Source organism: Enterococcus sp. AZ171 (assembly GCF_051714005.1).
Classification (GTDB): Bacteria; Bacillota; Bacilli; order Lactobacillales; family Enterococcaceae; genus Enterococcus_B; species Enterococcus_B pernyi.
In genome coordinates, this window is record NZ_JBIORA010000001.1 from 2,398,651 (window position 1) to 2,423,114 (window position 24,464).

Genomic DNA, 24,464 nt, shown 5'->3' on the forward strand with positions numbered 1-24,464 from the left:
TAGAGGTTATATGAAAAAAACATGCTTGAAAGGAACGAAAACATGAAAATATCAATTGTCATCCCTTGTTTTAATGAAGAAAAAACTGTCCCACTTTTTTTTGATGAAGTCGAAAAATTTCGTGGCGATTACGAGTTCGAGTATCTTTTTATCGATGATGGGTCCAGTGATGGTACCTTGGCTGCCATCAAAAAATTAGCGAATGTACATGAATCCGTTCGTTTTGTCGCTTTTTCACGAAATTTCGGAAAAGAAGCCGCACTATATGCCGGCCTGCAAGCCTCTACAGGAGACCTTGTCACTGTCATGGACGTCGATTTACAAGATCCGCCTGAATTATTACCAGTGATGATCGATAAAGTCATCAACTCCGATATCGATTGTATCGGTACACGCCGTTCTACTCGTGAAGGTGAACCAGCTATCCGTAGTTTCTTTGCGAAGAAATTTTACCAATTGATCAATAAAATCAGTGATACTGAAATGGTTGACGGTGCAAGAGATTATCGCATGATGACTCGCCAAATGGTGGATGCGGTCTTAGAATTAGCGGAATACAATCGCTTTTCAAAAGGATTATTCAGTTGGGTAGGATTCAAAACAGAGTATCTCTCATTTGAAAATCGTGAACGCGTTGCCGGTGAAACGTCTTGGTCATTTTGGAAATTATTCAACTATTCAATCGATGGGATCGTCAATTTTTCTGACACGCCATTGAACATCGCCTCATTTGTTGGCGCATTATCATGTATCGGTTCAGGAATCGCCATCTTATTTATTATTTTACGTGCGTTATTATTTGGTGATCCAACATCCGGCTGGCCTTCACTCGTCTCAATCGTCCTATTCATCGGCGGAATCCAACTCCTTTGTCTTGGCATCATTGGGAAATATATCGGGAAAATCTTCCTAGAAACGAAAAAACGCCCAGTCTATATCGTACGGGAAACTGAAAAACAAAAAGCCCACCAAATTGGTGAACAAACAGACAAATAATCAATGAATAAAGCTATCCTTTAAAATTAGAGGGTAGCTTTTTCTTTATGATAGCCAGTTAAAATAACTCTCATTATAAAAAGTTGTTTTAACTGATTGCGTTTTATCTATCCATTCATTGCGTATACTTATAGATGATAACGTTTCTATCTGTTAATTATAGCTGATAGCATTTTTTATGTTAGATTTTTGACTAATCCGTAAGAGTGGAGTTATTACATGGATAATTTTTTAGTAATAGTTGCTTACTTTTTTCTCTCTCTTCTCTATATATTTTTATTCTCATTGGCTTTTTTTTTTGAAAATGGAAAAATATCGTAAACAAATCTTCGAGAATAAATACTTATTACCAGATATTGAATACACAAAAGAGTATTATTTGATTACGAAAAGAAGTAATCTATTTGTTTTTACTGGCTTAACTTCTTGTATCATAGCTAGCATATTTTTGATAAATAACAAATATTACTTAACTTTAGGATGCGCCTTATTTGCTGTACTCTGCTTACACTTATCTCTAGACAAATGGCGATACTTTAAAAGAACAATCTCTCAAGGTTACCTAGTAACCTACAGAAAAAACTATATTCTATCTATTTTTTTACAGAACCAGAAGAGCAACAAAAGATTCTTTCTAGGCAAAGAGTCATGCTTGTACTCGCATACCTAGGAGCTTTTTCAGCAATTATAATTGTAAATTGTATTCTTTGTTCTAAAATTTTTGATTTGTAAGAATGATTAAGTAAATTTCCCCTGTAAGGCACTATGCAGAAAGTTATTCAAGAAGCTTTACATATTTATAAAAGAGGAGAAACAGCATGCATAATTTCTTGGTTATGACCAGTTATTTTTTTCTATTACTTATGTTAATTACATTAGTATTCTTAAGCTACATAAACACTAAGATAGAAGTGTTCAAAAAGACAGTAATTAAACGTAATATTCTGAGTTTCAGTACAGCTGAAGCAAATGAATATATTCCGATTCTTAGAAAAAGTAATCGTTTTATACTTTTCTCATTAATTTCTTGTATTTTGTCAATTTTTTTTATAACCGAGAATAACATACCTTTCTCCATACTATTTATTATCCTAGGTATAATTTTTTGTCTTGTAGCTTTACAAAAATGGCGATATTTAAAAAAAACAATTTTAGCAGGATATTTAATCATTACTAAAAAAAAGAATCATTTTACTTATTTTTTCACTAATTTAGAAGAGAAACAAAAAATCCTGTCCTGGCAAAGCAAAATGATCTACTCAGTTTACTTGATATTTATTTTTGGTTCCTTGTCACTGTTTATTGGTTTAATGACTACAGTTTAACAAGATAAACCAAAGTGCTTTTCAACTTTGATTTATCTTGTTTCCTGATTGTTATGCTCCAATAAAATGAGAATATATCCCCATTAAAGTGATACCAATTACTGCTAGTGCAGCAACAACGGTTGAAATAGAACCAGTAATACCAACAATAATTGCTCCTATAGCACCTATGATAGCTGAACCGTACGCATAAAGCAGTACAACGGCTGTGGTTGATACCAATACCCCAACAATTAGCTTAGTATCCCACTCAAACGTCCCATTCTCCAACTGTTCTACGACGTCCTGATAAACTGGATCTGGTAAGGGGGAATCAACAAGCGGACGTAAGTAAATCTCAATCTCTAATTGAAATTTGGATGTAATTTCATGGTCTCCGTGCTTCAACTCTTTCTCAAAGGTCATCAAGATACGTGTACCTATTAACCCTTCTTTCGTTGCTAATCCAACTGCAATCGCTCCATTATCTACTTTTGGTCCAAGTTCGTTGATGACATCTTCAAAACTTTTTGTGTCTCCTTTAAGATACTCACTGTATTCCACGATCGACTCAGTGATTTCATTGTAATAAGGAGACATATCCACTTTTTTATCCTTCACTAATACAGAAATCCCATATTCTTCTCCTGAAATAGACCACTCCATATGAGGTTTCAAATAGACCACGTAATTTGGTGCTGGCTCTATACGTACTTCTTGTTCAAATTCAAATGCTGTTTCTGCTACACCGAAATTTTTATACAGCTTCAATAACTCTCTTTTCGCAATTGCTTCTGGCGATACAGAAAAAGATGAAATACCTCGATCTCTACCTGACACAGCAACTTTATCGATACCTACTCCCGCTGTGGTCAGTTCAATAAACTGATCAAATGCCCATTGTTTAGGCATAGGAAATCCTAAATTACCACTAAAGCCTGAGGACATATTAGATACAAAAGCTTGAGTTGCATAACTCGCATCAATGATTTTCTGACAAACATTTCTAGTACCATAAACGCCAACATTATATGTCTGGTCTGATGAAAGAATTGACCATACTCCCGCAAAATAAGGTAAGACGGTTCCGGGGATATTTCCGTCTTGAATATCCACATCACATGCAAAATAAATGGTTGTTCCTAGAGGAAAACCTAAGTTATATGCTGCTTCAATCGCCAGTTTTCCATCTTTTAGGCCTTGATCTTGCGTGAAATAAGATTCATACCAACCGCCATCTTGGTAGATAGGAAAAATAGCTAAGCCAACTTGTGTAATTGCTTCTATCTCTTCGAATGATAAACTTTTATCACGTTCGTCGGCTCCTGTTCCAACCGTACCTGTCAAGTAGCGTCCAACAATCGAAAAACCTTGTGATTTCAAACCTTCCGCTGTTTCTTTAGTCAAAATTGTCGAGGTGTCAAAGGCCTCTGCTGAACGATTCGTGTTCCCGTTTGATGTTAGTAAACCTTTCATCACGGTTAAATCCGACGTTTGATTATACGGTGGCAATACCATAAACTGTCGGAAAGCAAGAATTTGCTCCGCAATATATGACGTAAAGTTTCCTGAAAAATCACCTTGTTTGTTATAACCGTTCACATAAAGACCGTATTGCAAAATTCGAACAAATGGACCGATGTCTCCTTGATTTAGTACTGGGGTACCCGCTTCAGTCCCAGGACCATAATTACCATTTGCTGTATTTGTATCCATACCAATTTCTGCTTGAAGACCATAAATCAATGCTGTATTGGTTTGACGCTGATAAACGCCATCACAAGGCAAAATCCCCGTATATTGCCAGTACTCTCGATTCAATCCTTGTTGCATCGAGCGAATCGTCGCATCTCCACTTGGTACTAAAACAAAAGCGCTCATATCAAACAAGGCTTTGGCCCATGTGGAATCTAATGTACTATTGACTGATTCAAATCCTGCGGCAATTTTTAACTGCTTTATTGCATTGTCATTGTCCGTTGTGTAAATGGTATTAAACTTTCCAGTTCCCATTCCTTTACAACGAAATGCACCATCAATCAACTTTACAAAATTACTTTCATATGTGTTGATTAGATTGGGGGTGACTTCTTTATCCCATAAAGCAGAAGTGGTAGCACCGAAGTTATCAACTAATGTCGTAATTCCTAGTTCATGTTGTACCGCTCGAATCAATCCATAAATCGTATTCCATCCAGTATAACCATCTTCCGGTACTGAACCAAAGCCTGCTACATTTCCATATGTCTCATTCAACCATTGCTGTACCTCTAACACCCAAGGATCACGTGTTTGTTTTGCTTTCTTATCCATTCTTTTCACTCCTCAACATTATTTTGATTCGAATCACTTAGATATGTTGAGATTTTTTAGAATTTGTGACAGTATTCAGGAAATATTTTTCTTGAAGCAAATATTTTTTTAAGCGTTTCTTCATTCTCTCCACTCTTTTACGCACTGACGGATGGTAGTCCTTTTCTGAAAACATGATTTTCGCTGCTTCAGAACAAGTAAACCCTTCAACTAGCAATGAAAAGAAGAACCCATCAAGTGGTTCTTGCTTTTGATAATTACAAACCATCTCTTTTAAATCGATAGTTGAATCAATTTCCACCGATGACTGACTCTCTATAAATCCAGGATCTAAAGATTGCCAACGCCCAGCATCATAAGTAATCCCATTTTTGTCATTCTTATTGTTTGAACTTTTTTTGTAAAGACGCCATACATCTTTCTCAGCAATTGCTAAGCGATAGAGAAACAAATTTTTAAACTTCAACTCTTTCTTCTTTCTTTCCAGTCGATAATCTTCAATCGCTTTCCATGTAGCTAACAGATAAGTACTATAAAAATCTTCAAAAGGTATGTATACGCCCAATTTCTCTGCTGAAATTTGGGCATTTTTAGCACTTTTTTTTAAATATGGAAAAAAATCTCTGAGTATTGCTTCCAGTAACTCTCCATTTTGTTCTATTACATACAAATCCACTCTTTCTGTTATGCTTATCCAAAAACTCATCATTAGCCACTCCATTCATTCTTTTGAAAGGATATGTCGATAAGTTGAATAAATCTGTGACATAGAATCTACTCTTTATTTTTCTATTTTTTGGATATTAGCTGCCTTTTTTTAATTTCTGTTCAATCGATTCGATGATCTGACGAAAATATTTTGTTAGATTTGTTTCTGCCATATTCTCTAAAATACTTCCGATTTCCGTCAGTACTAAGAATGTTGTAAATACTTGCACTAGTGTGAATTCAAGTTGAACATTATTTTTTGATAGAACGATGTCCACGACGCTTGTCAAAATCAATAAAATAAAATGACTAAGCTTCTTCCACAGACCTTGCCAGCTCAAATTAGAATACCAAGTTCTTTGTACTTTCGCTTTTAGCCAACCAGTGAATAAATCTAATAAAATCAACAAAAAGAAGATATGAATCAATTCTTTTTCAGTTTCAAATAAATGTATAAAAATCTCCATTTTACTAAACATTATCTCCCTCTTAACTGATCACTTCGCAACATTTTTCGTAATAGAATTTACGTGAAGCTAATCCATTGTATCCACCATTTACTTTAAATGTCACTTGTTCAACAGTAGGTGATAATAAACAGAAATCATTCATCCCATTGACCTCCCACCAATAGCCAGCACTTGACCAAGGATATCTTTCAGCCACATAAGTTACTCCTTGATTGACAACTTCTGGATCTGCGATTGATAAAGAAAACTGTGTATAGTTATAACGACCAGTTAGTTGAATAAACCCTGCCCCTTTGAATTTTCTACCATCCCCACTAAAAACATTTCCAAGGTCACTACGCCCTTCATAAGCTTCTCCAGAAGCAAGTTCTATGCGCCATTTCCCACAACCTGACTCGTGACTACACTGGCTAATAAAATGCTGTAAAGGATTAAGTTCAGTGATACGATACACGTTGATGCACTGATTTAAATCGTTGATTATCTGCTCTGAAAAATTACTCCATCCAATTGCTTCAAGTTGGCTCCTAGTAATCTTTCGCGTAAGTGTATCATTCGACTCTTTCATGATCATCAGCTCTTGCCCAACTAAAATAAAGTCAGGATTTTTGATTCCATTCCATTGTTGTAATTGACTAACTGATACCCCAAATTTTTCACCAATCCTACTTAACGAATCTCCAGATTTTACAACATACTTCATTTTGATTCTCCTCTCAAAATTTTTGCGTATTTAAATACGTTTAATATGTCGATAAAATGAAGAAAATTGTGACAAAAAAGCATCGGCAGAATACCGATGCTTTAAATCGCTTATTTATTTAATGACTTATAAATAGATTGAGCACAAAAAATACTGGTTTATGGAATTATTTTTTTCATAGGATACATAATGACTTGATGTTCTTTCACTTCCTCGCTGAATAAAAACAATCTATCTGCTTCGATCCTGTACTTATGATCTTTGATCACATTTGCATAGTTCACACTTGCTGGATCTGGTTCTAAATGGAAGTTATCTTGATTAACTGAATATATTCCAGCATACTCTATCAGCCCAGACAGATTGATTCGCTGTACTTCACCTGATTCATTGAAGATCAAAATACCTCCTCCCTCCAGTTTCCAGGAATACTTAATCAAGAGATCGTGTAACTGGTCGTGGGAAATATCGCTTTTTATTTTTAATTTCTGATATGCTTCATCGAGTTTTCCCGGACCAGGAAAGGCTTTTTTATATTCCTCGAATGTTAAATCGTCTGAATCAGCTATTTCCTGTGATTGAGTGCTTTCTTTTGTTTCCGGAACGCTGTCACTCATTTCAAATTGTCTTGTATTTGTTTCGCTACTACAGCCAGCCATTAGTAATAGAAATAGCAGGATGGATATTATTCGTTTCTTCATTCTATTTGATCACTCTCTCTTCATTTCAAAAAATAGAAAGAGGCTTCTTCCCAAACAGTCTATTTTTAGTTTAGCAAATCATTCTTATCAGCAACACTCAGCCATAACCTTCTATACCATTGCCACTTTGTATCAGAAATGTTGAAGTATCTATAGTAATATCCTCCATCCCATACACCAGTTCCATAATCTTGCACATAATCACCTAGAAAATAAAACTGATTATAAGACATTATTGCATGGATACCCGCAATGCCATTGTCCTCTATTGTAAATAAAGGTGCTAATTCGTTGCATCTTATCCCACTAGCTGACGAAGTACTACCTGAACTAGGATTATAAATTTGAACTGAGAACCCTGTGGCATTAATACTATATAGTTTAGCCTTTGGTAACAACTCTTCTGTACTTAAATTATCTGTTGAATTTTTATCTTCTCCTTCGATTATATATGTGCCAGGTTTTGGTTTTTGTGTCGTCAACTTGTCTTTTGAAAAAGGTAGATTATCTACATCAATCCCCTGTTCTTCAAGTTGTTGTATTGCTTTTTGGTTATCTTCTTTCGAAATAACAATACTTTCAGGATCAATTGCTCGAATTGCTGCATCTGCAACCTCAGTATGCATTCCACTAACTATCAAACCAAACAGCATTGTAAACCCCATCAATACTTCCTTCATTTTTTATTCTCTCCTTGATCTTCAATTATAATTCATTACCAAGTGTGTTTATATTTTCGATTTTAGAAGATATCTTCACCAATATAATAAATTATTCGAATAAACTATGACTTCTTAATTATATATATTTATATAAATATATATAATTAGTTATTTAACATTCAAAGATTTTCTGCTCATTTTTGTTAACTTATTCTACTTTTATGTAAATGAATTAGAAAGTATTAATATAAAATTAAAAATGATTATTACGTTATTTAAGTAGGATACTCCTTCTAATATTATCTATTTTAAACTTTATGCTCTATTCTATTAAAAAAGCTTTTAGCGTATTTAGAATCTCATAGATTTCAATTTATTATTATTTAATTTAAGAATAGATAGTATAAAAACATACACATTATTCTTAATATAAAATCAATAAATTTCTATAGTTATTAAATAAATCATCCACTTAAATCTCCTAATTTTATGTTTTTTTATCTTTTTTGCTATATATAATATATTTATTTTTTTCACACAATATAAAATTTTATTTTCCGAGCTAAATTATACAAAAAAACAGGTTGATGAAGAGTAAATTATTCATTAAATATTATGCAAATATAATGATTAATAAAAAATATATGTTTTTTTATTTCTTAGATTTATACTTCAAGAGAACAAATAAATAAGTAAAGGAGTCACTCATGAAAAAAATCTTTTCTTTATTTTGCTTTTGTCAGTACTATTTTTTCTGGGTACAAGGTTTTTGCTGGTGAGCAATTAGTAGACAACGATGCAGCTGCAGGGCAACCGGGTTTGAGTCATATTATGTCAGGGAATTGGACGTGGATCTCATCAGGTTATTTTGGAGACGCAAGGATTAGTTACGACAAAAGTGGTGCATTTTATGCGTATGGCTTTAACCCTACAAATAGAACAAATGTTGGGAATTTTTACGCATATTTAGCTAATCCAGCATTCGAGTCAACAGCTGCTTATAATGTTGCTTCACCGCCAGGGATAGGTGAAGGAAATACTATTGAACAATACTACGCTGCTGTAGGATGGAATTGGATTGGTGCTTTGGGTGCCACTAATTGGAACCTAGATGCAAATGTTGGGAAACCTAATAATGTGAATATTCAGGGTGGTCTGGGTGCAGATGCATTCAAAGTCACATGGTAAAAGGAGATAACTATGGAAAAACAAATAAGAGGAGTTATTATTGGTTTAACGTTGACAACAATCTTGGCAAGCTCTACTTATGCTGTCTTAGCTAATCAACAAACAGATGTACAAGTTAAGTCTGAGAGTAGAGTAATCACGACTTCTCCAGAAGAAGAAAAACAAACAACAATTGAAATACCAACTGTACAAATAGAAGATGAAATCACAACAAAACAAGAAGCAGTCTATCGAATGATCAATGCTATTGATTATTATCACAGTATCGAGATTCATTTTTTAGCGACTAAAAAAGCAGGAGAATTAATTGAATCAATTCATCTAACAGCTGTTAATCTGCCTGACAATCATCTCACGAAAATCGATACTACTTATTCAACAAATAATCGAAGTTTTCTTTTTTACGACAACGGCAATATTAAAACGGAAAATTTTGATTCAAACGATAAAAGCTTAGGCATAGATACTTCCTTTGTTAGGTTAGAAGGAGCATCTAGTAATCATTCTATGACATTAGCCGATAGTATAAAAATTGGTGAGGATGGAGAAAAATTGTACAAGGCAAGACCAGATGCAAATTATTATAGCAATGCAAAAATAGTTGCATTACCTTCCGATTTAGCAATTAACTTATTAGAGGATGAAGCTATTTATGAACTTACAGATACTGGAAAAATAGCTGGACGAAATACAGTAGTTTTAGAAGGTAGCTTATCAGACGCCAATCAAGTCAGATATCAGGCTAATCACTTTAAACTAAATATTGATGCCAAAACTGGCGTATTACTAGGGATGATTTTTACGAACAATGGGATTGAAAAAGACTATTTAAACGTTTCTTCCGTTACGTTCGATCAACTTCCTGAAGACTTTAAGTCTAATTAACAATAAATAGGTGATTCCTATCTATATCAAATCATTTGATAAGAAAGGTTCTTGAAATAATAAGCGCCAAAGGACAAGATACAAGAAGTAGTTGTCCTTTGGCGCTTGTTTTAAATAAAATGATAGGTGATCTATTTATAAATACTTTCTCTCTCTTACCCCAAACTCTCCGTCAATCGCCGCAATCCTTCTTCCAATTTCTTACGTGGGCATCCCACGTTCAATCGCAAAAAATTGTGACTAGCTTTCCCATATACTTCGCCTGACATGATTGCAACCTTGCCTCGTTCGATCATTCGTTGCTGAAGTTCTTCCATAGTGAATGGGAGTCGGGCACAATCGAGCCACATCAAGTAGGTGGCTTCGCTTTTGGTCACGATGATTTCCGGATGATGTTTTTTAAGGTACGCAGTGACAAAAGCAATATTATCATCAATGTACTGATTGAGTTCACTGACCCAGTTGTTTTCTTTTTCATACGCCGAAATCGTAGCAACTAATCCAAAAACACTCGTGGAACCGAGGCCATCAGCTTCTTTCATCTGTTGTAAAAACCGCTGGCGCAAGGACGAATCTGGAATCAATCCGTAAGAAAAAATCAATCCAGGAAAATTAAATGTTTTACTTCCTGATGTGACGACTGCGACATTTTTTTGAATCAATTCTGTCAGTGGTTGATGGTGTTGTCCCTTTCTGAGAATATCCATGTGGATCTCATCCGAAATAATGAACACCTCGTTTTTTTGGGCAAGCTCGATGATGTTCACTAATTCTTTTTTGGTCCACACTCTACCTGTTGGATTGTGGGGACTACACAATAACAAAATTTTATTCTCCGGTTGCTCAAATTGGCGCCTCAAGTCCTCAAAATCCAATTTATAGGCACCTTCTTGATAAATCAATTCATTGCTTACCAGTTTGCGGCCATTCCCAGCAATCAGTTTATAAAAGGCATCATAAGCAGGCGTTTGGATAATCACACCTTCTCCCGATTCGCTTAATAAACAAATCAGTTGCTTGATGCTATAGATGACGGAAGGACTGTAAACCAACCAGTCCTCGTCGATCTGGTGTCCAAAACGTTCTTTGTACCAGTGAGTGACTGCTGATTTAAAATCTGTGTGATTCCAACGAGTATAGCCAAAAATTGGATGTCTTAACCTTTCTTGGAGCGCAGCTTCGACGCCTGTTGGTACTTTAAAATCTGTATCAGAAATCGTAAATGGCAAGAGATCATTTTTACCGAAGCGGTCTTCAATATAATCCCATTGCGTACAATACGTCCCTTTACGATCGATTTGTTCATTGAAAGACATCTTCTACACTCTCCCGATTTCAGAACAACAAGATGTCGTCCAGTTGATTTCTAACAGTCGTCACTTTTGTTCCTATAATGACTTGTACATTCGTATCATCCAAATGAACCACGCCTAATGCACCTAATTTTTTCAGTCGGTCATCATCAACGATCGATCCGTCATTCACCACTAACCTTAGACGTGTGATGCAATTATCTAAAGAAGTGATATTTTCAGCACCACCTAAAGCAGCCAAGATTCCTCGTGCATCAACTGTGCCTTTTCCTTTATATGATACTTCTTCGTCTGTATATTCTGTCTCAGCAGTCATTTCTTCACGTCCAGGGGTCTTTAAGTTTTTGCGTAAAATCACCGTTTTAAATGTAAAGTAATAGATACCAAACCAACAGGCACCCACAAGTAAAACTAACCACCATTTAGTATAAGTCCCTTGCATGACCCCGAAAATAATAAAATCTAAGATACCGCCATCGGTGTTCCCGATTGTTACGCCCAACAAACTCATGACCATAAATCCGGCACCAGTCATCAACACATGGAATCCCCATAAGAGAGGACTGACAAATAAGAAGAGAAATTCGATTGGTTCAGTGATCCCTGTTACAAAAGTCGCAATCACACCTGAAATCAATAATCCTTTGATTTTTGCACGATTCTCTGGCTTTGCGGTTTGATACATCGCTAAAGCCGCTGCGGGAAGGCCAAACATGAATGTCGGCATTTTTCCTTGTGAAAGAAAAGCAGTGGCGCTCGGTGAAATCGCCAATCCTTGTTGCAATTCATTATAAAAAATATTTAGTGCGCCAAAGACTTCTTGCCCATTGATGACCTGACTTCCTCCAGCTTCTGTAAACCGGATCATCGATACTAAAATATGATGTAAGCCAAATGGCAATAAGAGTCGTTCTCCAGAACCGAATAAGAACGGACTAAATGCACCAGAGCGTTGGATCAAATTTCCGATCCCAGTGATCAACATGGCAAAAAGTGGCCAAACCATCGGAATCAACACGCCAACAATTGCTAAAGTTACTGAAGTAATGATGGGTACAAAACGTGTCCCTGAAAAGAAGGCAAAACTATCTGGTAATTGGAATTGATAAAATCGCGTATGGAGCTGATAAACGATTAGCCCGACAATGATCCCTCCCAGAACACCCATAGATAATGTTTGGATACCAAAAACCATTTCTTGACCAGCTTCACGTAATTGTTCACTTGCTGCCAATTGATTCGTTTCTTGCAAATAAAAATTGATCGATATTTGCATCACTACATATCCAACAAACCCAGAAAAAGCAGCCACGCCTTTTTCTTTACGTGCTAAGCCTAAAGGAATCGCCATGGCAAACATCACAGGTAAATAGCTAAAAGCAAAGCCACCAATCGTCGACATAAAGCGAAACATCACCTGTAACCAAGCAGCACCTAAAAATGGAAAAGCAGTAATTGCTGATTCAGCGGAGAACGCACTCCCAATCCCTAAGAACAATCCCATGAAAGCTAACAGTGCGACTGGTAACATGAACGTTTTGCCTAACCCTTGAAAAATCTCCATCCAACTTGCTTTCTTCCCTTTTTGCATCCCTTTTCCCCCTTACTCTATTTCTTACCCTTAAAATGTAAGCGATGACAAAGGCGGTTGCAATACTTCCTGTCCATGTAGAATGGGCATTCATAAATTAGAATCTCCATTCTGAGAAATGACTTGTTTCGCATAATGGATCATCAAAATATCTAACAAGATATCCATTGAAACTCTTGGACTCAAATCAATATTCTGATGATAGATCGTCAACATTTCTGCAATAAATGCGACCGTCGACAATTCTTCTAAAGAACTTGTCGGTTGACCAATAAAAGATAGCAGAGGAACATTTCGCTCCTTTAGTCGTTTAGCATAATCGAGCATTCCTAATGTTTCCCCACTATGACTAATAAAAATAGCAAGATCTCCTTCTCCTAGTTGTTTACTCACTGCTAGCAATTCGTCCCAATCGGTTGAATGCCCCACATTTTTACCAAGAAAATGCAATTTTCGATTCAGGGAAACAGCGACCGGAATACTTTGCCCTACAGCAAACAGTTCAATACGTTGTGCTTCTTTAATCATATTGACTGCGCGATCGATTTGTTTCGGCTCGATTTTTTCTAACGTCTCTGTAAACTGACGAAGGATTTCATTGATCAATGGTTTGAATTCATCCGACACATCAGTAGAACCACTCGTTTCTTCTAATGACCGGTAACTTTTAAGGGCAAACTTAAATTCTTGAAATCCTTTAAAGCCAAGCTTTTTTGCCATTCGAGTAATAGTCGATTGGCTAGTAAATGTTTCACTCGCTAATTCTTCGGCTGTCATGGAGGAAACTTTTCTTGATTGATGCAAACAATAAACTAAGATATTTTTTTCCACTTGATTTAATTCAGAAAATTTATATTGGATTCTCTTATAAAACTGATTCATCTCTTTCTCCTATTCTGGCAGTTTTTCGCCAATGAACGATATGGTCTGTTTTCTTATCTATTCTACCGGAGAATACGATGGAAAACGAGTCTACAGTTAAATTCAGACATGCAAAAAAATCCACAAAAATCGGTAATATGATTTTCGTGGATTCTGTGTTGTTCTTTGAAACAATCCATTGATATGACTATTTATTTTAATAATTTTGCAGCTGCTTCATCTAAAATCACTGTGATATCGGGATGAGTCATCAAGATCGATGCAGGAATCTGCTCTGTTACTGGTCCTTCGATCACTTGTTTGATGATCTCTGCTTTATGCTCCCCGTTAACGATCAATACTAACTGTTTCGCTGCCATGACCGTCTTTGGCCCAAATGTCACAAAGTAATCACCAGGTTCTTCTCCCAGATGTTCTTTTAACGATTCATACATCTGATCTCCTGGAATGACTGGAATGCTATAAGTCTCCTTACTAAAATCCGTATATCCAGGCATGTTTCCACAAAAATGACCATCTTCACCAAGCCCCATCAAGACTAGATCCAATCCACCCGCTTGCGCCATTCGTTTATCCACATCTTGATAATTATCAATAGTCAGTTCATGGATATTTTCAGTAGCGACCCCTATAGGATCATAAAGGGCTTCTTTCAGTCCTGACATAGTCAGACCATACTGCTTGTCCTTTAATGCCACTTCATCAAAATTATAATAATGGATCATCGATGTATCCATCTGTAATTTACTAAGCGTCTCCACTAAAATCTCGTACGCCATCTTAGGCGAATTTCCTGTCGTCAAAGACAAATTCACTCGTTTTTTCTTCAACATTTTTTCCAAGACGATCCCCGCTGTCACTTCACTAAGCGTTTCATAATCTGTTGCAATCACTAAATCCATTGCTGTCCACTTCCTTTCACTCATTTAGTTAAAGTATAATAGTGCGGGAGCGTTTTTGCGGTTGCGTTTTCTTGCGTGGTGACAATTTTACTAATAAAAAATATACTTTCCCTCACAAAAAACAAGTTTCATTACTCATATGAGGGTGTAACTCAAACTATGGTATTATCAATCGAAGACAAATACATAAACAATTTATAAATAAAATTCTTGAAAATTACATAATGAAAAGTGATACTATTTATTGCATTTATTTTGCTATAAAAATTTTTCACTACATATTTAACATACGATTTACAAATTCTATATTAAGGACAGTCAGTTTTAACTAAATGGAGAGAAACTTAACTAAATTACTTTCATGTGATACTACTCAGTTACAATCTAAGCATTTATCATTTTTATTGTTATTTTAAATTCTTTCATTTATTTTTATAATGATAAAAAAATGATTATTTATCTTGTGTGATAAAAAATCACTTATAATTATTTTATAAATAATATAAGGAGTGAGTAATAATGATAAAGTATTCAGGTATGGTTAGTGTAGTATTAGGTCTTATAGTAAATCTTTTATTTTTTGTTGATGATGCAAGCCTTACATTAGGTTTAACCAGTGTCATTCCAATATTTATTTTAGGCTTTATCGGCACGATTTTAGCTATTATTGGTTTTATAAAATTATCAAATAGTTATTTACGTATAACTTGTGTCATTGGTAGCTTAGTGAATTTATTACCAATTTTTTACTTTATTTTTTTAAATTTTGCTATTGGCTAAATAACGTTCAACTTATTAGATAAGATTAGATGAAACAATCATTTAAGGCTCTATAATTTATGGGACTGAAGAATCAAAATTGAATCTTCAGTCCCATTCTCATTTTAAGTATTGACTCTAGTATGATTAAATCACCACAAAATAAACAACTGAGAGGACGATATGCTATATGAATGATTCTATCAAAAAAATGCTGAGATTAATAGATAAAGAGTTGATGATTACTGAGTTCTCTTACGAGATCTTTCATAAAGAAAAGACATTGATCATTCATGCTATTCTCTCACCTGATTCTCGTCTCTGTAGAAGTTGTGGTTCTACTGTGGTAGATGGAAACGGGAAAGCAATTGTGTTGAAAAATGGAAAGAAGGAAATCATTGTCCGCTTTGAACAATACAATCCTATGCCAATGATTATACGCTTAAAAAAGCAACGCTATACCTGTAAAACTGTCGTCCCCATTGGACTGCTCAAAGCTATTTTGTCCGCCCAAGACGTTCAATTGCGGATCCTGTCAGATATAAAATTGCTTCTTTACTGACTGAAAAAGTCTCTTTATCTTTTAATGTGAAAAGTTGTCAGGTATCTTTGACCGTCGTTATTCGTATATTGAAAGAGTTTAAAAGCTATTTACTAAAGCCCACTAAGAGGATTCTCCCCAAAGTATGGATGGTTGATGAATTTCGTTCGCACACTTCCATAAAAGATAAAATAATCTTTATTTGCGCGGATGGAGAAACAGGTAACTTAATTGATATCTTACCTACGCGTAAATTGCCTCGATTAACAAACTATTTCTTAGGCTGCACCAATCCAAAAGAAGTAAAATTCTTAGTCACAGACAGGAACACCGCCTACTTCCAACTCACCAAACGCGTTCTGCCAAATGCGACAGTAGTGATTGATCGGTTTCATATTAGCAAACACGTGAATCAAGCTTTCAATGAGTTACGTATCCGTGAAATGAATGAACTGCGTAAAGCAGGACAGAAAAGCCATGCAGAAAAACTGAAAAAGAACTGGCGCTTTCTGCTAACAAATCGTGCAAACATTAACCACTATGAATATAAAACATGGAAAAGTTTCCGAGCACCTAAATACCCATTTCTTACTGAAGCAATGATGATTGCTCGATTGCTTAGATTTTCCACGCCCCTAAAAAATGATGTGCACCCCAAAAGTTAGACTAGAAATCTAATTAAAAGGGGTGCTTTTTTTGCGGAAATATACATTTGATTTTAAGAAAAAAGTAGTTTCAGACTATTTAAATAACGAAGGCGGCTACAAATATCTTGCACATAAATATCAAATAAATCGTACACTGGTTAGACATTGGGTAAGGATTTATAACTATCATGGTTGGGAAGGCTTGGTTGGAGGTGGCAAAAGCTACACTACAAAATTTAAACTTGATGTTATAGAATATATGGAAACAAATGGTCTTTCTATCCAAGAAACTGCTAAAAAATTTAATATCGGTTCAAATAGAACTCTAAGTAAATGGATAGAGCAATATGAAGAAGACGGTTCTTCTTCACTTGAGAGCCAAAAAAGGGGCAGAAAAATTAGTATGAATTCCAAGCTAAACATTCCTAAAAAACTTAAAGATGAGTCTCTTGAAGAAGAAGTTATTCGTTTAAGAGCAGAGAACGCATATTTAAAAAAGTTAGAAACCTTGATTCAAGAACAAGATTTGAGCAAGAAGAAATCAAGGTTAAAACAATCCTTCAGCTCAAAAAAGAATTTAAATTGAATCTATTACTTTCAATTGCACAATTAGCGAAGTCAACTTATTATTACTGGGTAAAAAAATTAGATAAGCCAGATAAATATAGCAAGATTAAGCAAGAAATTACAGCGATTGTAAAAGAATCAAGAAACTCTTATGGTTATCGTAGAGTCACTTTAGCGTTAAAGATGAAAGGATATACAATCAATCATAAAACAGTTAGAAAATTAATGTCCCAAATGGGACTTACCTGTCAAATCCGAATAAAGCGATATAAATCTTATAAAGGAACAGTAGGAAAAATTGCCAAGAATGTGTTAAAACGAAATTTTTCAGTAGATACACCCAATAAAAAATGGGTGACAGACGTCACTGAATTCAAGATAAAAGGAAGAAAAATCTATCTATCTCCTATACTTGATTTATTTAACGGAGAAATAATTAGTTATAGTATATCAACTAGTCCAACATATAAACTGATTGAAGAAATGCTTCAACAAGCAATTAAAAAAAAGGGAACTGAGGGTTCACTGATTCTACATTCAGATCAAGGATGGCAGTATCAGATGCCACAATATCAAAAAAAATTAAAAGAGAATAACATTATTCAAAGCATGTCTAGAAAAGGAAATTGCTTAGATAATTCTGTAATAGAAAATTTTTTTGGTGTGCTTAAATCAGAGTTTTTTTATCGAGAAAAATTCCGATCAATTGAGACATTTCAAAGTAAATTAAATGAGTATATTAGATGGTATAATAACAAAAGAATAAAACTAAAGTTAAATGGACTATCTCCAGTAGAATATCGGAAACAGTCCATTAAATAGTTCAACTTTTGGGGTTCAGTTCAAAAGGAGGCGTATCCCTTTTTCCATGAATTAGTTGATGCTTTTCGAGACAAAGACCCTGACTTGTTTTTCTCCTTATTAGCAGAACTTCCTGAAACGTTAAATGACGGCTTTCGTGAGAAACTTCAAAACCTTCTGACTTACCAAGAAGGCATCGCCAATGCGATGATTTATCCTTACTCCAATGGAAAAATAGAAGCAAAAAATACCCACATAAAAACAATGAAACGAGTATCCTACGGATTTAAATCATTTGAGAACATGAAAATTAGAATCTTTTTGACCAATCAATTAATCAAAGTTAGATAACAAAAAATCTGAGCCAGAATGAGGTTCATTTTGACCCAGATTTAATTTTTCGCAACTCATCAGTCCTTATTGACAATGAGCCTCATTTAACAGTGATTATTTCCTCTAATTTGGATATATTTCTCTTAGATACTCTACCCTATGATCACTTTTCTATTAAAATTTCATTTTAGTTATTAAATAAACTCAAAGACTCAGTATTTATGGTAACATTGTTTTAAAGAAAAGAAATTTGATCTGAATATAATAAGCATTTTATTCTTCATTTTGACAATGACTTTCTATAATTTTTTACTGAATCAATAAACGTATATAAGACCACTTACCGAATTCAAAGCAAAACTTAAGTACATTCTACTAGAATAGTTTAAAAACAAACTTGATTGAAGTATTTTTTTTAGGATTAACATTCTCTCTGTCAATGAACATTACAGTGAACTAACCAAAACATCATAATAATTTATCCGTAATTATGTGTTTAAAGAATTAGATATTACTTTAATGATATCTTTATGAGAAATTCAATCAAAATACTCGCAAGCAGATTGATTACCTAATGTGCGTTCACCTAAGATATTTACTCAACTTTGATAGATTGCTTACTGAAACTATAATTTGATCCATTATTCGTTTATTCTATGCTAACATATTTCTTCCGTACGTATACTTTTTATAAAAGCTGTCGCTGAAAAAAATGCAGCTTTTATTAACCAATACTATGTTGTTGTCGCTAGATTTAACTACTGCAAATGGAAATACCTGATTGCAACTGAACAAAAAAGAAATTTTTTAGCGTTTCTTTGTCTTTCATTCGTTGTGATTATTCTGATAACTAACTTATTCACGAAATTAGCCGTATTTTATAGTGAAAGTCTGTTTCATGCGCATTTTTTTAGAAAAGCAACGGATTAACCTTTCAAAAAGACTATCCAGACTTATCTGTTAATTGTTATTATAAACAAAATGATGGTACAACTTATAAACCATCACACAACTAAATTACTCTTAAAGTCTACTAATCTAACAATATAAAAAAGAAGCTATGTTCACAACTTGTAGATGACGAGAAATTTTGTCTCATAATAATACTAGACAAAAATTCTGTTACATAAAGTAAAAAAGAAAACGTTTGTTGGTAAATAATACGAGATTCCTTCTATTCAATAATATCTCACTATGAAATTCAGATCAGCACAACAAGAATTTCTAAAAGATAACTAAAACAATATTCTCTACTCTCTCTTTATTTTATACACATTAACGCTCATGTGTCATTCTAACTGATGAATCAGATTGCTTGGAATAGTCCCTAAAATTACCTCTTCTCGTTCGAATATCTACCAACGAATTTTTTTCTATTTGTTCATAAAGATGTTCTTGTGATGGTGAAGCTATCTCCTTAAGATTCTCATAAATCGGTTCTGTCTGTCTTGGGCTAGATGTTCCTTTAATTTCTGCATAAATCGTTTCTGGTAATTTATTTTGTGGTTTTGGATTTGTTCTTAGCACGTTCAAATCAAGATCTGCATAAGTTACCTCAAAGGATTCAGGTTGTACAGTTACTGTCTGAACTTTTTCTTCTAATCTTCTTGGAGAATGTCTTCTTCGGTTTTCTTGACTTTTTTGAGCTGCTGCTAGCAACATTTTGCACGTTTCTTCTTTTTGTTGTCTGGTCATCACTTTAGCTTCATCTTCTCTTCTATAGCTAACTGTCGTTTCTTTTCTTTGCGGACGTTCTGTTTCATTATGTTTTTTTCGTGGATCTAAATAACTTACTAATTGACTAAATTTTCCCATATGGAAACACTCCTAACATTTCTGTTTCTGATTTACGTTAATTATATGACAGAAATAGTCAACAAAAAGGAATCGATTCATTTTTTACTAGCTATTGAATATTCCGGTAATAAATATACTAAAAAAAGATTCTATAATAGCTAGGCTTGCAAAAAAATAGAAAAAGGGAGAGCCAAGTTGATAAAATCAAGTCGTCTAAAGCAAACTCTCTCAAGAAAGTAAATCTCCATGGATTATCATACTAAAAATTCTTTAGTTTAACCGATAAAAAAATCGTTTTTTCTACAAATTGGCTGTCTGAAAAGAAAGAAGAAATCATTACCTTCATCTTGATTCATGGACGCTTAGATTCCGCTCCTATTGTCCAGAATGTGGATATCAAAAATGAAGGACTCGCGACTAAATATGGTACCCACGAACCCACGATTCAAATCCTACTGATTCTTTGTCTAAAGTCTAAAAAAACTAAATTTCTATGTAAAGAGTGTGGTCAATTTTCTTGGCTGAAACTTCTTTATTCAATAGAAATTGTTTGATTTCTGTCGGTTTGAAACGAAAAATTATTACATAATTAGCGATCGATAATTAAAAAAGCTTTTGTTGATAAAGCTAACCTATTTCTCCACATTTAAGTAGGATTATAATACTTGTTAATTTCTTCTTCATAAACAGTAAACAAACAGATGGGGAATGCTTTTTCGAGGGGGGGATACCTTATAAATACAACTTCCTGAGTGATTTCGTAAGAAACTTACATACTTAAATAATTATAGAAAATACTTCCTAGTATTCTACATTAACCGAGTATTAGAAGGGAAAAACAATTAAATCAAAAATCATTAAACGTGTCGCTTAGAATTATCGTAATTTACTCCATTTCTATGACTGTATTTACTAATTTCAAGGTTTAGTTTTACAGAACAAAAAAGAACCAATCGAAGCGTAGTTATGCTTTGATTGATTCTCAATGAATTTCTTTCAATTTGAACTTACAATACTATTTGTCAAAGAGCCGATATGTTCCATACTTATCATAAATGATATCATAAATGATATCATTAATCATATACGTTTAACAACTTCATTCCACTAGTTAGGATATCCTATTATAATAGGCTTTTTTTGCTACATAAATTACCCACAAATTTATAAGTAAGCCTTATACGTCACTTAAATTTTTGTATGATGCTCCTTCTCAATTTCTCTAGTCATTTCATGTATGAGCATCAATCAATGATAAGTTCAATTTTTTACATAATATTTGTCAAAAAATAGTCCGCTCTCAAAGGGGAACCAATAGCAACTTCTTTATCTCCCCTTTTCTTATTACTCTTTTAATTATCCAAATAGTATTTCTGTGAAAATTCTTTGATGACTTGTTGTAATTGAGTAAAAATCGTTTTTCCAATTATAATTATCAAAAATTAACGGCTTCTATTTTCCATTGACCCTATCATGAACGAACTTCAAAAAAATGTGCATTTTTTTATTTCATTTTATTTTTGCTCTTTTATTTTTATAAAATTTGTTTTCTGTATGGCTCCAGTATAATTTAAATGAGTAACATACGAATAAATTGTTCAATCAACCTATAACTTATCTAACTATTGGAGATTCATGTACGAACGAATTAGTTGGCACCTTGATTAATCCATAATATCCCTCTTTCGAAGTAAATTTTGCTTGATCTATTTTTTTACTTAGTCTAACTTTCTTAAAATTTTCTAGCTTAAATAGTTGGATTTCTTTTTGTATTTCCTTGATTTCTGTTTTCTTTTTCTCAGAAATTTCTCCCGATGGGAACTTCGCGAGAACAAGCTTTTTCTTAATTTTATCTTCTTTAACTTCTAATTGTTTGATTTGTTTAGCAATTTTTTGTTTTATTTTCTTTTCTGATATAACTTTCTTATGATTCATTTTTTTTCCGAAAAATTTATCTGTATGAGTTTTTAGGGAAGATGATTCCTCCAAAGTCTTTAGTTTTTCTAATAAAGTCAATCGTCTAATTTGATATAATTTCTTTTTATAAAGTAATAAATCACTAAAAGTATATTTCAGTGCTATATTATGACAGGAAATTTGTTTTGAAAGCGGGAGATTAAGACTGATTGTCTTTAAAGATATTTTATAAAAGAGAGCTTTTTCTAATTGTTGTGTTATATTTTTTATCACTTCACTTACTTGTTCTTTGCTTTTATTTTGTATTTCACCAGGAGAAAGCTTCGCTTTCACAAAATTAGCATGTAACTGATTGACATCGTAAGACGCCATCAATTTGTTTAACCCAGATTTGTTTCGATCAATTATTCGCTCTGTCACTTGATTTGTTGCCTGATTTACTAATTTTCTCAACTTATTTTTATTAGTCCCTGTATATAGATTTTGATTGATTATCTGTAATACTTCTTCCATACATTGATCCGCAAAACGTAAAGATATTTCAATATCCTTTGCTTTAATCTGCAAAGGTAATTTTTTTATTGATGGAGCTTGGCCATGTTCAAAAGCGTCCAAAAGAAAAATCATCTTTCGCTGATTTGATTTTCTTAATAAGTTGAGCTCTACTGTATTAGCATAAAATTTAACTAATTGATTTTTAATAACTGTATCCAATATATTCACCTTTCTTAAAGCATGTAAATGTTGTTACCAATGTGAGATTATAGAAAAGGAGAACTTTTCTGTCTATCATCGTTTTTCACTTTTTTATAAAAAGAACAAAAAAAAAGAATAATAGTAGTTTTTATCACTTTAGTTTTTTTTTTTTTTTTTTAGGGACCTTGTTTTCATAACCAACCAATAAATAACTAAAATATATTGAAGGCTATTTTCTTCATTCATAAAAATACGTACCAACAGAACCCTTGAATACTCTGCAAAACTCTTTTTTATGCTAGTAAAAGAAGCCATACTGTAAACAAACTCCTAAATTTGGAGTGTTGTGCGCAGTTTTTTTTATACTCATTGTATAAACTATTCTGGAGTGATTCTAATGATGAGAAAACAATCGATTGAAGGTAGAAATCAATTTGCTATGTTAATAATTGATGATCTTGTGCCTAAAGATCACTTAGTTCAAAAGATTGATGCTGCGATTTAGTTTGATTTCATTTATCCTATTGTAGAATCTACGTATTCGACCTATGATCGTCCCAGTATTGATCCAGTGGTCTTAATTAAATTAATATTTATCCAATATTTATTTGGTATCCGTTCGATGAGACAGACCATTAAAGACGTTGAAACAAATGTTGCTTATCGTTGTTTTTTAGGTGATTCATTCGAGGATCCTATCCCGCCTTTCTCTACTTTTGGTAAAAACTATGTTCGAAGATTTAGAGAAACAACTTTATTTGAAGATATTTTCTCTCATATTCTAGAACAAGCTGTAAAAACTGGCTTCGTTACGGAAGACAATCTTTATATTGATTCTACTCATATTAAGGCAAATGCTAATAAACATAAGTTCACACTATGGTCAAGCTAAAGCTTATTAAGATGAATTAGAAGATGAAATAAAGAAAGAACATATTGCTGAAGGAAAACGTCCTTTTACGTGGACATAGAAAGTGAGTTGAGTCTTCAAAAAATAAGTCATTCAGATCCAGAACGTGGCTACTATGTTAAAGGTGGACGAGAAAAACAATATGCTTATTCTGCGCATACTTCCTGTGAAGATAACGGTTTTATCTTATCTACATTAATTACACCAGGAAATGGACATGAGAGCCAAGTCGCAATCGATCTGCTTAAACAGTCGAAAAGAACTTTTCCAAATATAAAGCGCGTTGTCGCTGATGCAGGATATAAGACGCCTAAATTTGTTCATTTTCTGTCACACTTGAAACTCTACCCGATTCTTCCATATACTGTACCTCATGGAGTAAAAGGAATGTTTCGTAAAAAAGACTTTGTTTATGATGCCTATTTTGACTGCTATTTATGTCCCAATAATCAACCGTTGTTATTTTCAACTATCACTCGTGATGGTTATCGAACCTATAAATCAAATCCAAAATTCTGTAGGAGTTGTCCATTACTTAAAAACTGTACTTTGAGTACAAAACATCAAAAAATAGTAACTCGACATGTTTGGGCGGATCTTATGGATGAACTTGAACACCAACGCCATACGGCGTTGAATAGAGAAATTTATAAAAAGAGAAAACAAACTATTGAACGAATAGTTGCAGATGCAAAAGAAAAGCATGGTATGCGTTGGACAAAATATCGAGGTCTCGAAAAAGTCGCCACGCACACGATGCTTACGTTTGCTGCCATGAATTTAAAAAAACTAGCCTCATGGCTATGGAAAGCAAAAAAGCCTATGGCTTTTTATTTCAAATTTCTACAAAGACTAATAAAAAGTACTTGGTAATTAAG

Annotated in this window: 17 protein-coding genes and 3 pseudogenes; 8 read left to right on the plus strand and 12 right to left on the minus strand. The window is 33.8% G+C overall.

Annotated features, from left to right (window positions below):
- The first annotated feature begins 42 nt into the window (after window positions 1-42).
- Window positions 43-996, plus strand: coding sequence for a glycosyltransferase family 2 protein (locus IGJ49_RS11675; protein WP_034686848.1), 954 nt, complete (start codon window positions 43-45; stop codon window positions 994-996).
- A 1,376-nt stretch (window positions 997-2,372) separates the two neighbouring features.
- Here IGJ49_RS11675 and IGJ49_RS11680 read toward each other — a convergent pair.
- The 6 genes from IGJ49_RS11680 to IGJ49_RS11705 form a co-directional block, all read right to left on the minus strand.
- Window positions 2,373-4,613, minus strand: coding sequence for a glycoside hydrolase domain-containing protein (locus IGJ49_RS11680; protein ID WP_137072800.1), 2,241 nt, complete (start codon window positions 4,611-4,613; stop codon window positions 2,373-2,375).
- Between the two features lie 37 nt (window positions 4,614-4,650).
- Window positions 4,651-5,322: a BacL2 family protein gene (gene bacL2, locus IGJ49_RS11685; protein WP_224434221.1), complete on the minus strand. Its 672-nt coding sequence runs from the start codon at window positions 5,320-5,322 to the stop codon at window positions 4,651-4,653.
- Window positions 5,323-5,416: 94 nt separating this feature from the next.
- Window positions 5,417-5,800, minus strand: a complete 384-nt coding sequence (locus IGJ49_RS11690) for a phage holin family protein (RefSeq protein WP_438723541.1) — start codon at window positions 5,798-5,800, stop codon at window positions 5,417-5,419.
- 10 nt (window positions 5,801-5,810) lie between these two features.
- A complete protein-coding gene (locus tag IGJ49_RS11695) occupies window positions 5,811-6,494 on the minus strand; it encodes a LysM peptidoglycan-binding domain-containing protein (protein ID WP_153830129.1) in 684 nt (227 codons plus the stop codon).
- A 158-nt stretch (window positions 6,495-6,652) separates the two neighbouring features.
- A complete protein-coding gene (locus IGJ49_RS11700) occupies window positions 6,653-7,195 on the minus strand; it encodes a hypothetical protein (RefSeq protein WP_438723543.1) in 543 nt (180 codons plus the stop codon).
- A 65-nt stretch (window positions 7,196-7,260) separates the two neighbouring features.
- Window positions 7,261-7,875, minus strand: a complete 615-nt coding sequence (locus IGJ49_RS11705) for a hypothetical protein (protein WP_023520262.1) — start codon at window positions 7,873-7,875, stop codon at window positions 7,261-7,263.
- An 813-nt stretch (window positions 7,876-8,688) separates the two neighbouring features.
- Between IGJ49_RS11705 and IGJ49_RS11710 the strand changes: the two genes are divergently transcribed.
- Complete coding sequence (locus IGJ49_RS11710) at window positions 8,689-9,045, plus strand: hypothetical protein (protein ID WP_438723545.1); 357 nt, start codon at window positions 8,689-8,691, stop codon at window positions 9,043-9,045.
- Window positions 9,046-9,057: 12 nt separating this feature from the next.
- Window positions 9,058-9,930 carry a hypothetical protein gene (locus IGJ49_RS11715; protein ID WP_438723547.1) on the plus strand — a complete coding sequence of 291 codons (873 nt, stop codon included), beginning with the start codon at window positions 9,058-9,060 and terminating at the stop codon, window positions 9,928-9,930.
- A 155-nt stretch (window positions 9,931-10,085) separates the two neighbouring features.
- Here the strand turns inward: IGJ49_RS11715 and IGJ49_RS11720 are convergent, their stop codons facing one another.
- From IGJ49_RS11720 to IGJ49_RS11735, 4 genes are all read right to left on the minus strand, one after another.
- Entirely contained in the window at window positions 10,086-11,246 is a 1,161-nt protein-coding gene (locus IGJ49_RS11720) for a MalY/PatB family protein (protein ID WP_062804739.1), read from the minus strand.
- Between the two features lie 19 nt (window positions 11,247-11,265).
- Window positions 11,266-12,834, minus strand: coding sequence for a maltose/glucose-specific PTS transporter subunit IIBC (malX, locus tag IGJ49_RS11725; protein ID WP_438723549.1), 1,569 nt, complete (start codon window positions 12,832-12,834; stop codon window positions 11,266-11,268).
- A gap of 90 nt (window positions 12,835-12,924) precedes the next feature.
- On the minus strand, window positions 12,925-13,716 hold the full coding sequence (locus tag IGJ49_RS11730; RefSeq protein ID WP_438723551.1) for a MurR/RpiR family transcriptional regulator: 792 nt from the start codon (window positions 13,714-13,716) through the stop codon (window positions 12,925-12,927).
- Between the two features lie 191 nt (window positions 13,717-13,907).
- Window positions 13,908-14,618 (minus strand): glucosamine-6-phosphate deaminase, encoded by a 711-nt coding sequence (locus IGJ49_RS11735; protein ID WP_438723553.1) that lies wholly within the window; start codon window positions 14,616-14,618, stop codon window positions 13,908-13,910.
- Window positions 14,619-15,137: 519 nt separating this feature from the next.
- On the opposite strand from IGJ49_RS11735, the gene IGJ49_RS11740 reads away from it, so the two are divergent.
- From IGJ49_RS11740 to IGJ49_RS11755, 4 genes and pseudogenes are all read left to right on the plus strand, one after another.
- The gene (locus IGJ49_RS11740) at window positions 15,138-15,398 is read left to right on the plus strand and encodes a hypothetical protein (RefSeq protein ID WP_438723555.1); all 261 of its coding nucleotides are present in this window, start codon (window positions 15,138-15,140) and stop codon (window positions 15,396-15,398) included.
- A gap of 169 nt (window positions 15,399-15,567) precedes the next feature.
- A pseudogene (locus tag IGJ49_RS11745) lies at window positions 15,568-16,559 on the plus strand (ISL3 family transposase); the annotation flags it as partial.
- Window positions 16,560-16,614: 55 nt separating this feature from the next.
- Window positions 16,615-17,954 (plus strand): IS3-like element ISEnfa3 family transposase gene (locus IGJ49_RS11750; protein ID WP_438722996.1). Its coding sequence is split into 2 segments (ribosomal slippage): window positions 16,615-17,056 and window positions 17,056-17,954, totalling 1,341 coding nucleotides; the frame shifts between segments, so codons are not numbered across the junction.
- Window positions 17,955-17,978: 24 nt separating this feature from the next.
- Window positions 17,979-18,284, plus strand: a pseudogene (locus tag IGJ49_RS11755) (transposase); the annotation flags it as partial.
- A gap of 1,257 nt (window positions 18,285-19,541) precedes the next feature.
- Here the strand turns inward: IGJ49_RS11755 and IGJ49_RS11760 are convergent.
- A complete protein-coding gene (locus tag IGJ49_RS11760; RefSeq protein ID WP_438723557.1) occupies window positions 19,542-20,081 on the minus strand; it encodes a hypothetical protein in 540 nt (179 codons plus the stop codon).
- Window positions 20,082-21,677: 1,596 nt separating this feature from the next.
- Window positions 21,678-22,694 carry a hypothetical protein gene (locus tag IGJ49_RS11765; protein WP_438723559.1) on the minus strand — a complete coding sequence of 339 codons (1,017 nt, stop codon included), beginning with the start codon at window positions 22,692-22,694 and terminating at the stop codon, window positions 21,678-21,680.
- A gap of 379 nt (window positions 22,695-23,073) precedes the next feature.
- Between IGJ49_RS11765 and IGJ49_RS11770 the strand changes: the two are divergent.
- Window positions 23,074-24,459 (plus strand): annotated as a pseudogene (locus tag IGJ49_RS11770) (IS1182 family transposase).
- The last annotated feature ends 5 nt before the right edge of the window (window positions 24,460-24,464 follow it).

What these genes read in the sequence shown, in the direction of transcription:
- IGJ49_RS11675 (WP_034686848.1), top strand. Translation starts at nt 43, where the DNA reads ATGAAAATATCAATTGTCATCCCTTGTTTTAATGAAGAAAAAACTGTC.
- IGJ49_RS11680 (WP_137072800.1), bottom strand. Translation starts at nt 4,613, where the DNA reads ATGGATAAGAAAGCAAAACAAACACGTGATCCTTGGGTGTTAGAGGTA.
- bacL2 (WP_224434221.1), bottom strand. Translation starts at nt 5,322, where the DNA reads ATGATGAGTTTTTGGATAAGCATAACAGAAAGAGTGGATTTGTATGTA.
- IGJ49_RS11690 (WP_438723541.1), bottom strand. Translation starts at nt 5,800, where the DNA reads ATGTTTAGTAAAATGGAGATTTTTATACATTTATTTGAAACTGAAAAA.
- IGJ49_RS11695 (WP_153830129.1), bottom strand. Translation starts at nt 6,494, where the DNA reads ATGAAGTATGTTGTAAAATCTGGAGATTCGTTAAGTAGGATTGGTGAA.
- IGJ49_RS11700 (WP_438723543.1), bottom strand. Translation starts at nt 7,195, where the DNA reads ATGAAGAAACGAATAATATCCATCCTGCTATTTCTATTACTAATGGCT.
- IGJ49_RS11705 (WP_023520262.1), bottom strand. Translation starts at nt 7,875, where the DNA reads ATGAAGGAAGTATTGATGGGGTTTACAATGCTGTTTGGTTTGATAGTT.
- IGJ49_RS11710 (WP_438723545.1), top strand. Translation starts at nt 8,689, where the DNA reads ATGTCAGGGAATTGGACGTGGATCTCATCAGGTTATTTTGGAGACGCA.
- IGJ49_RS11715 (WP_438723547.1), top strand. Translation starts at nt 9,058, where the DNA reads ATGGAAAAACAAATAAGAGGAGTTATTATTGGTTTAACGTTGACAACA.
- IGJ49_RS11720 (WP_062804739.1), bottom strand. Translation starts at nt 11,246, where the DNA reads ATGTCTTTCAATGAACAAATCGATCGTAAAGGGACGTATTGTACGCAA.
- malX (WP_438723549.1), bottom strand. Translation starts at nt 12,834, where the DNA reads ATGCAAAAAGGGAAGAAAGCAAGTTGGATGGAGATTTTTCAAGGGTTA.
- IGJ49_RS11730 (WP_438723551.1), bottom strand. Translation starts at nt 13,716, where the DNA reads ATGAATCAGTTTTATAAGAGAATCCAATATAAATTTTCTGAATTAAAT.
- IGJ49_RS11735 (WP_438723553.1), bottom strand. Translation starts at nt 14,618, where the DNA reads ATGGATTTAGTGATTGCAACAGATTATGAAACGCTTAGTGAAGTGACA.
- IGJ49_RS11740 (WP_438723555.1), top strand. Translation starts at nt 15,138, where the DNA reads ATGATAAAGTATTCAGGTATGGTTAGTGTAGTATTAGGTCTTATAGTA.
- IGJ49_RS11760 (WP_438723557.1), bottom strand. Translation starts at nt 20,081, where the DNA reads ATGGGAAAATTTAGTCAATTAGTAAGTTATTTAGATCCACGAAAAAAA.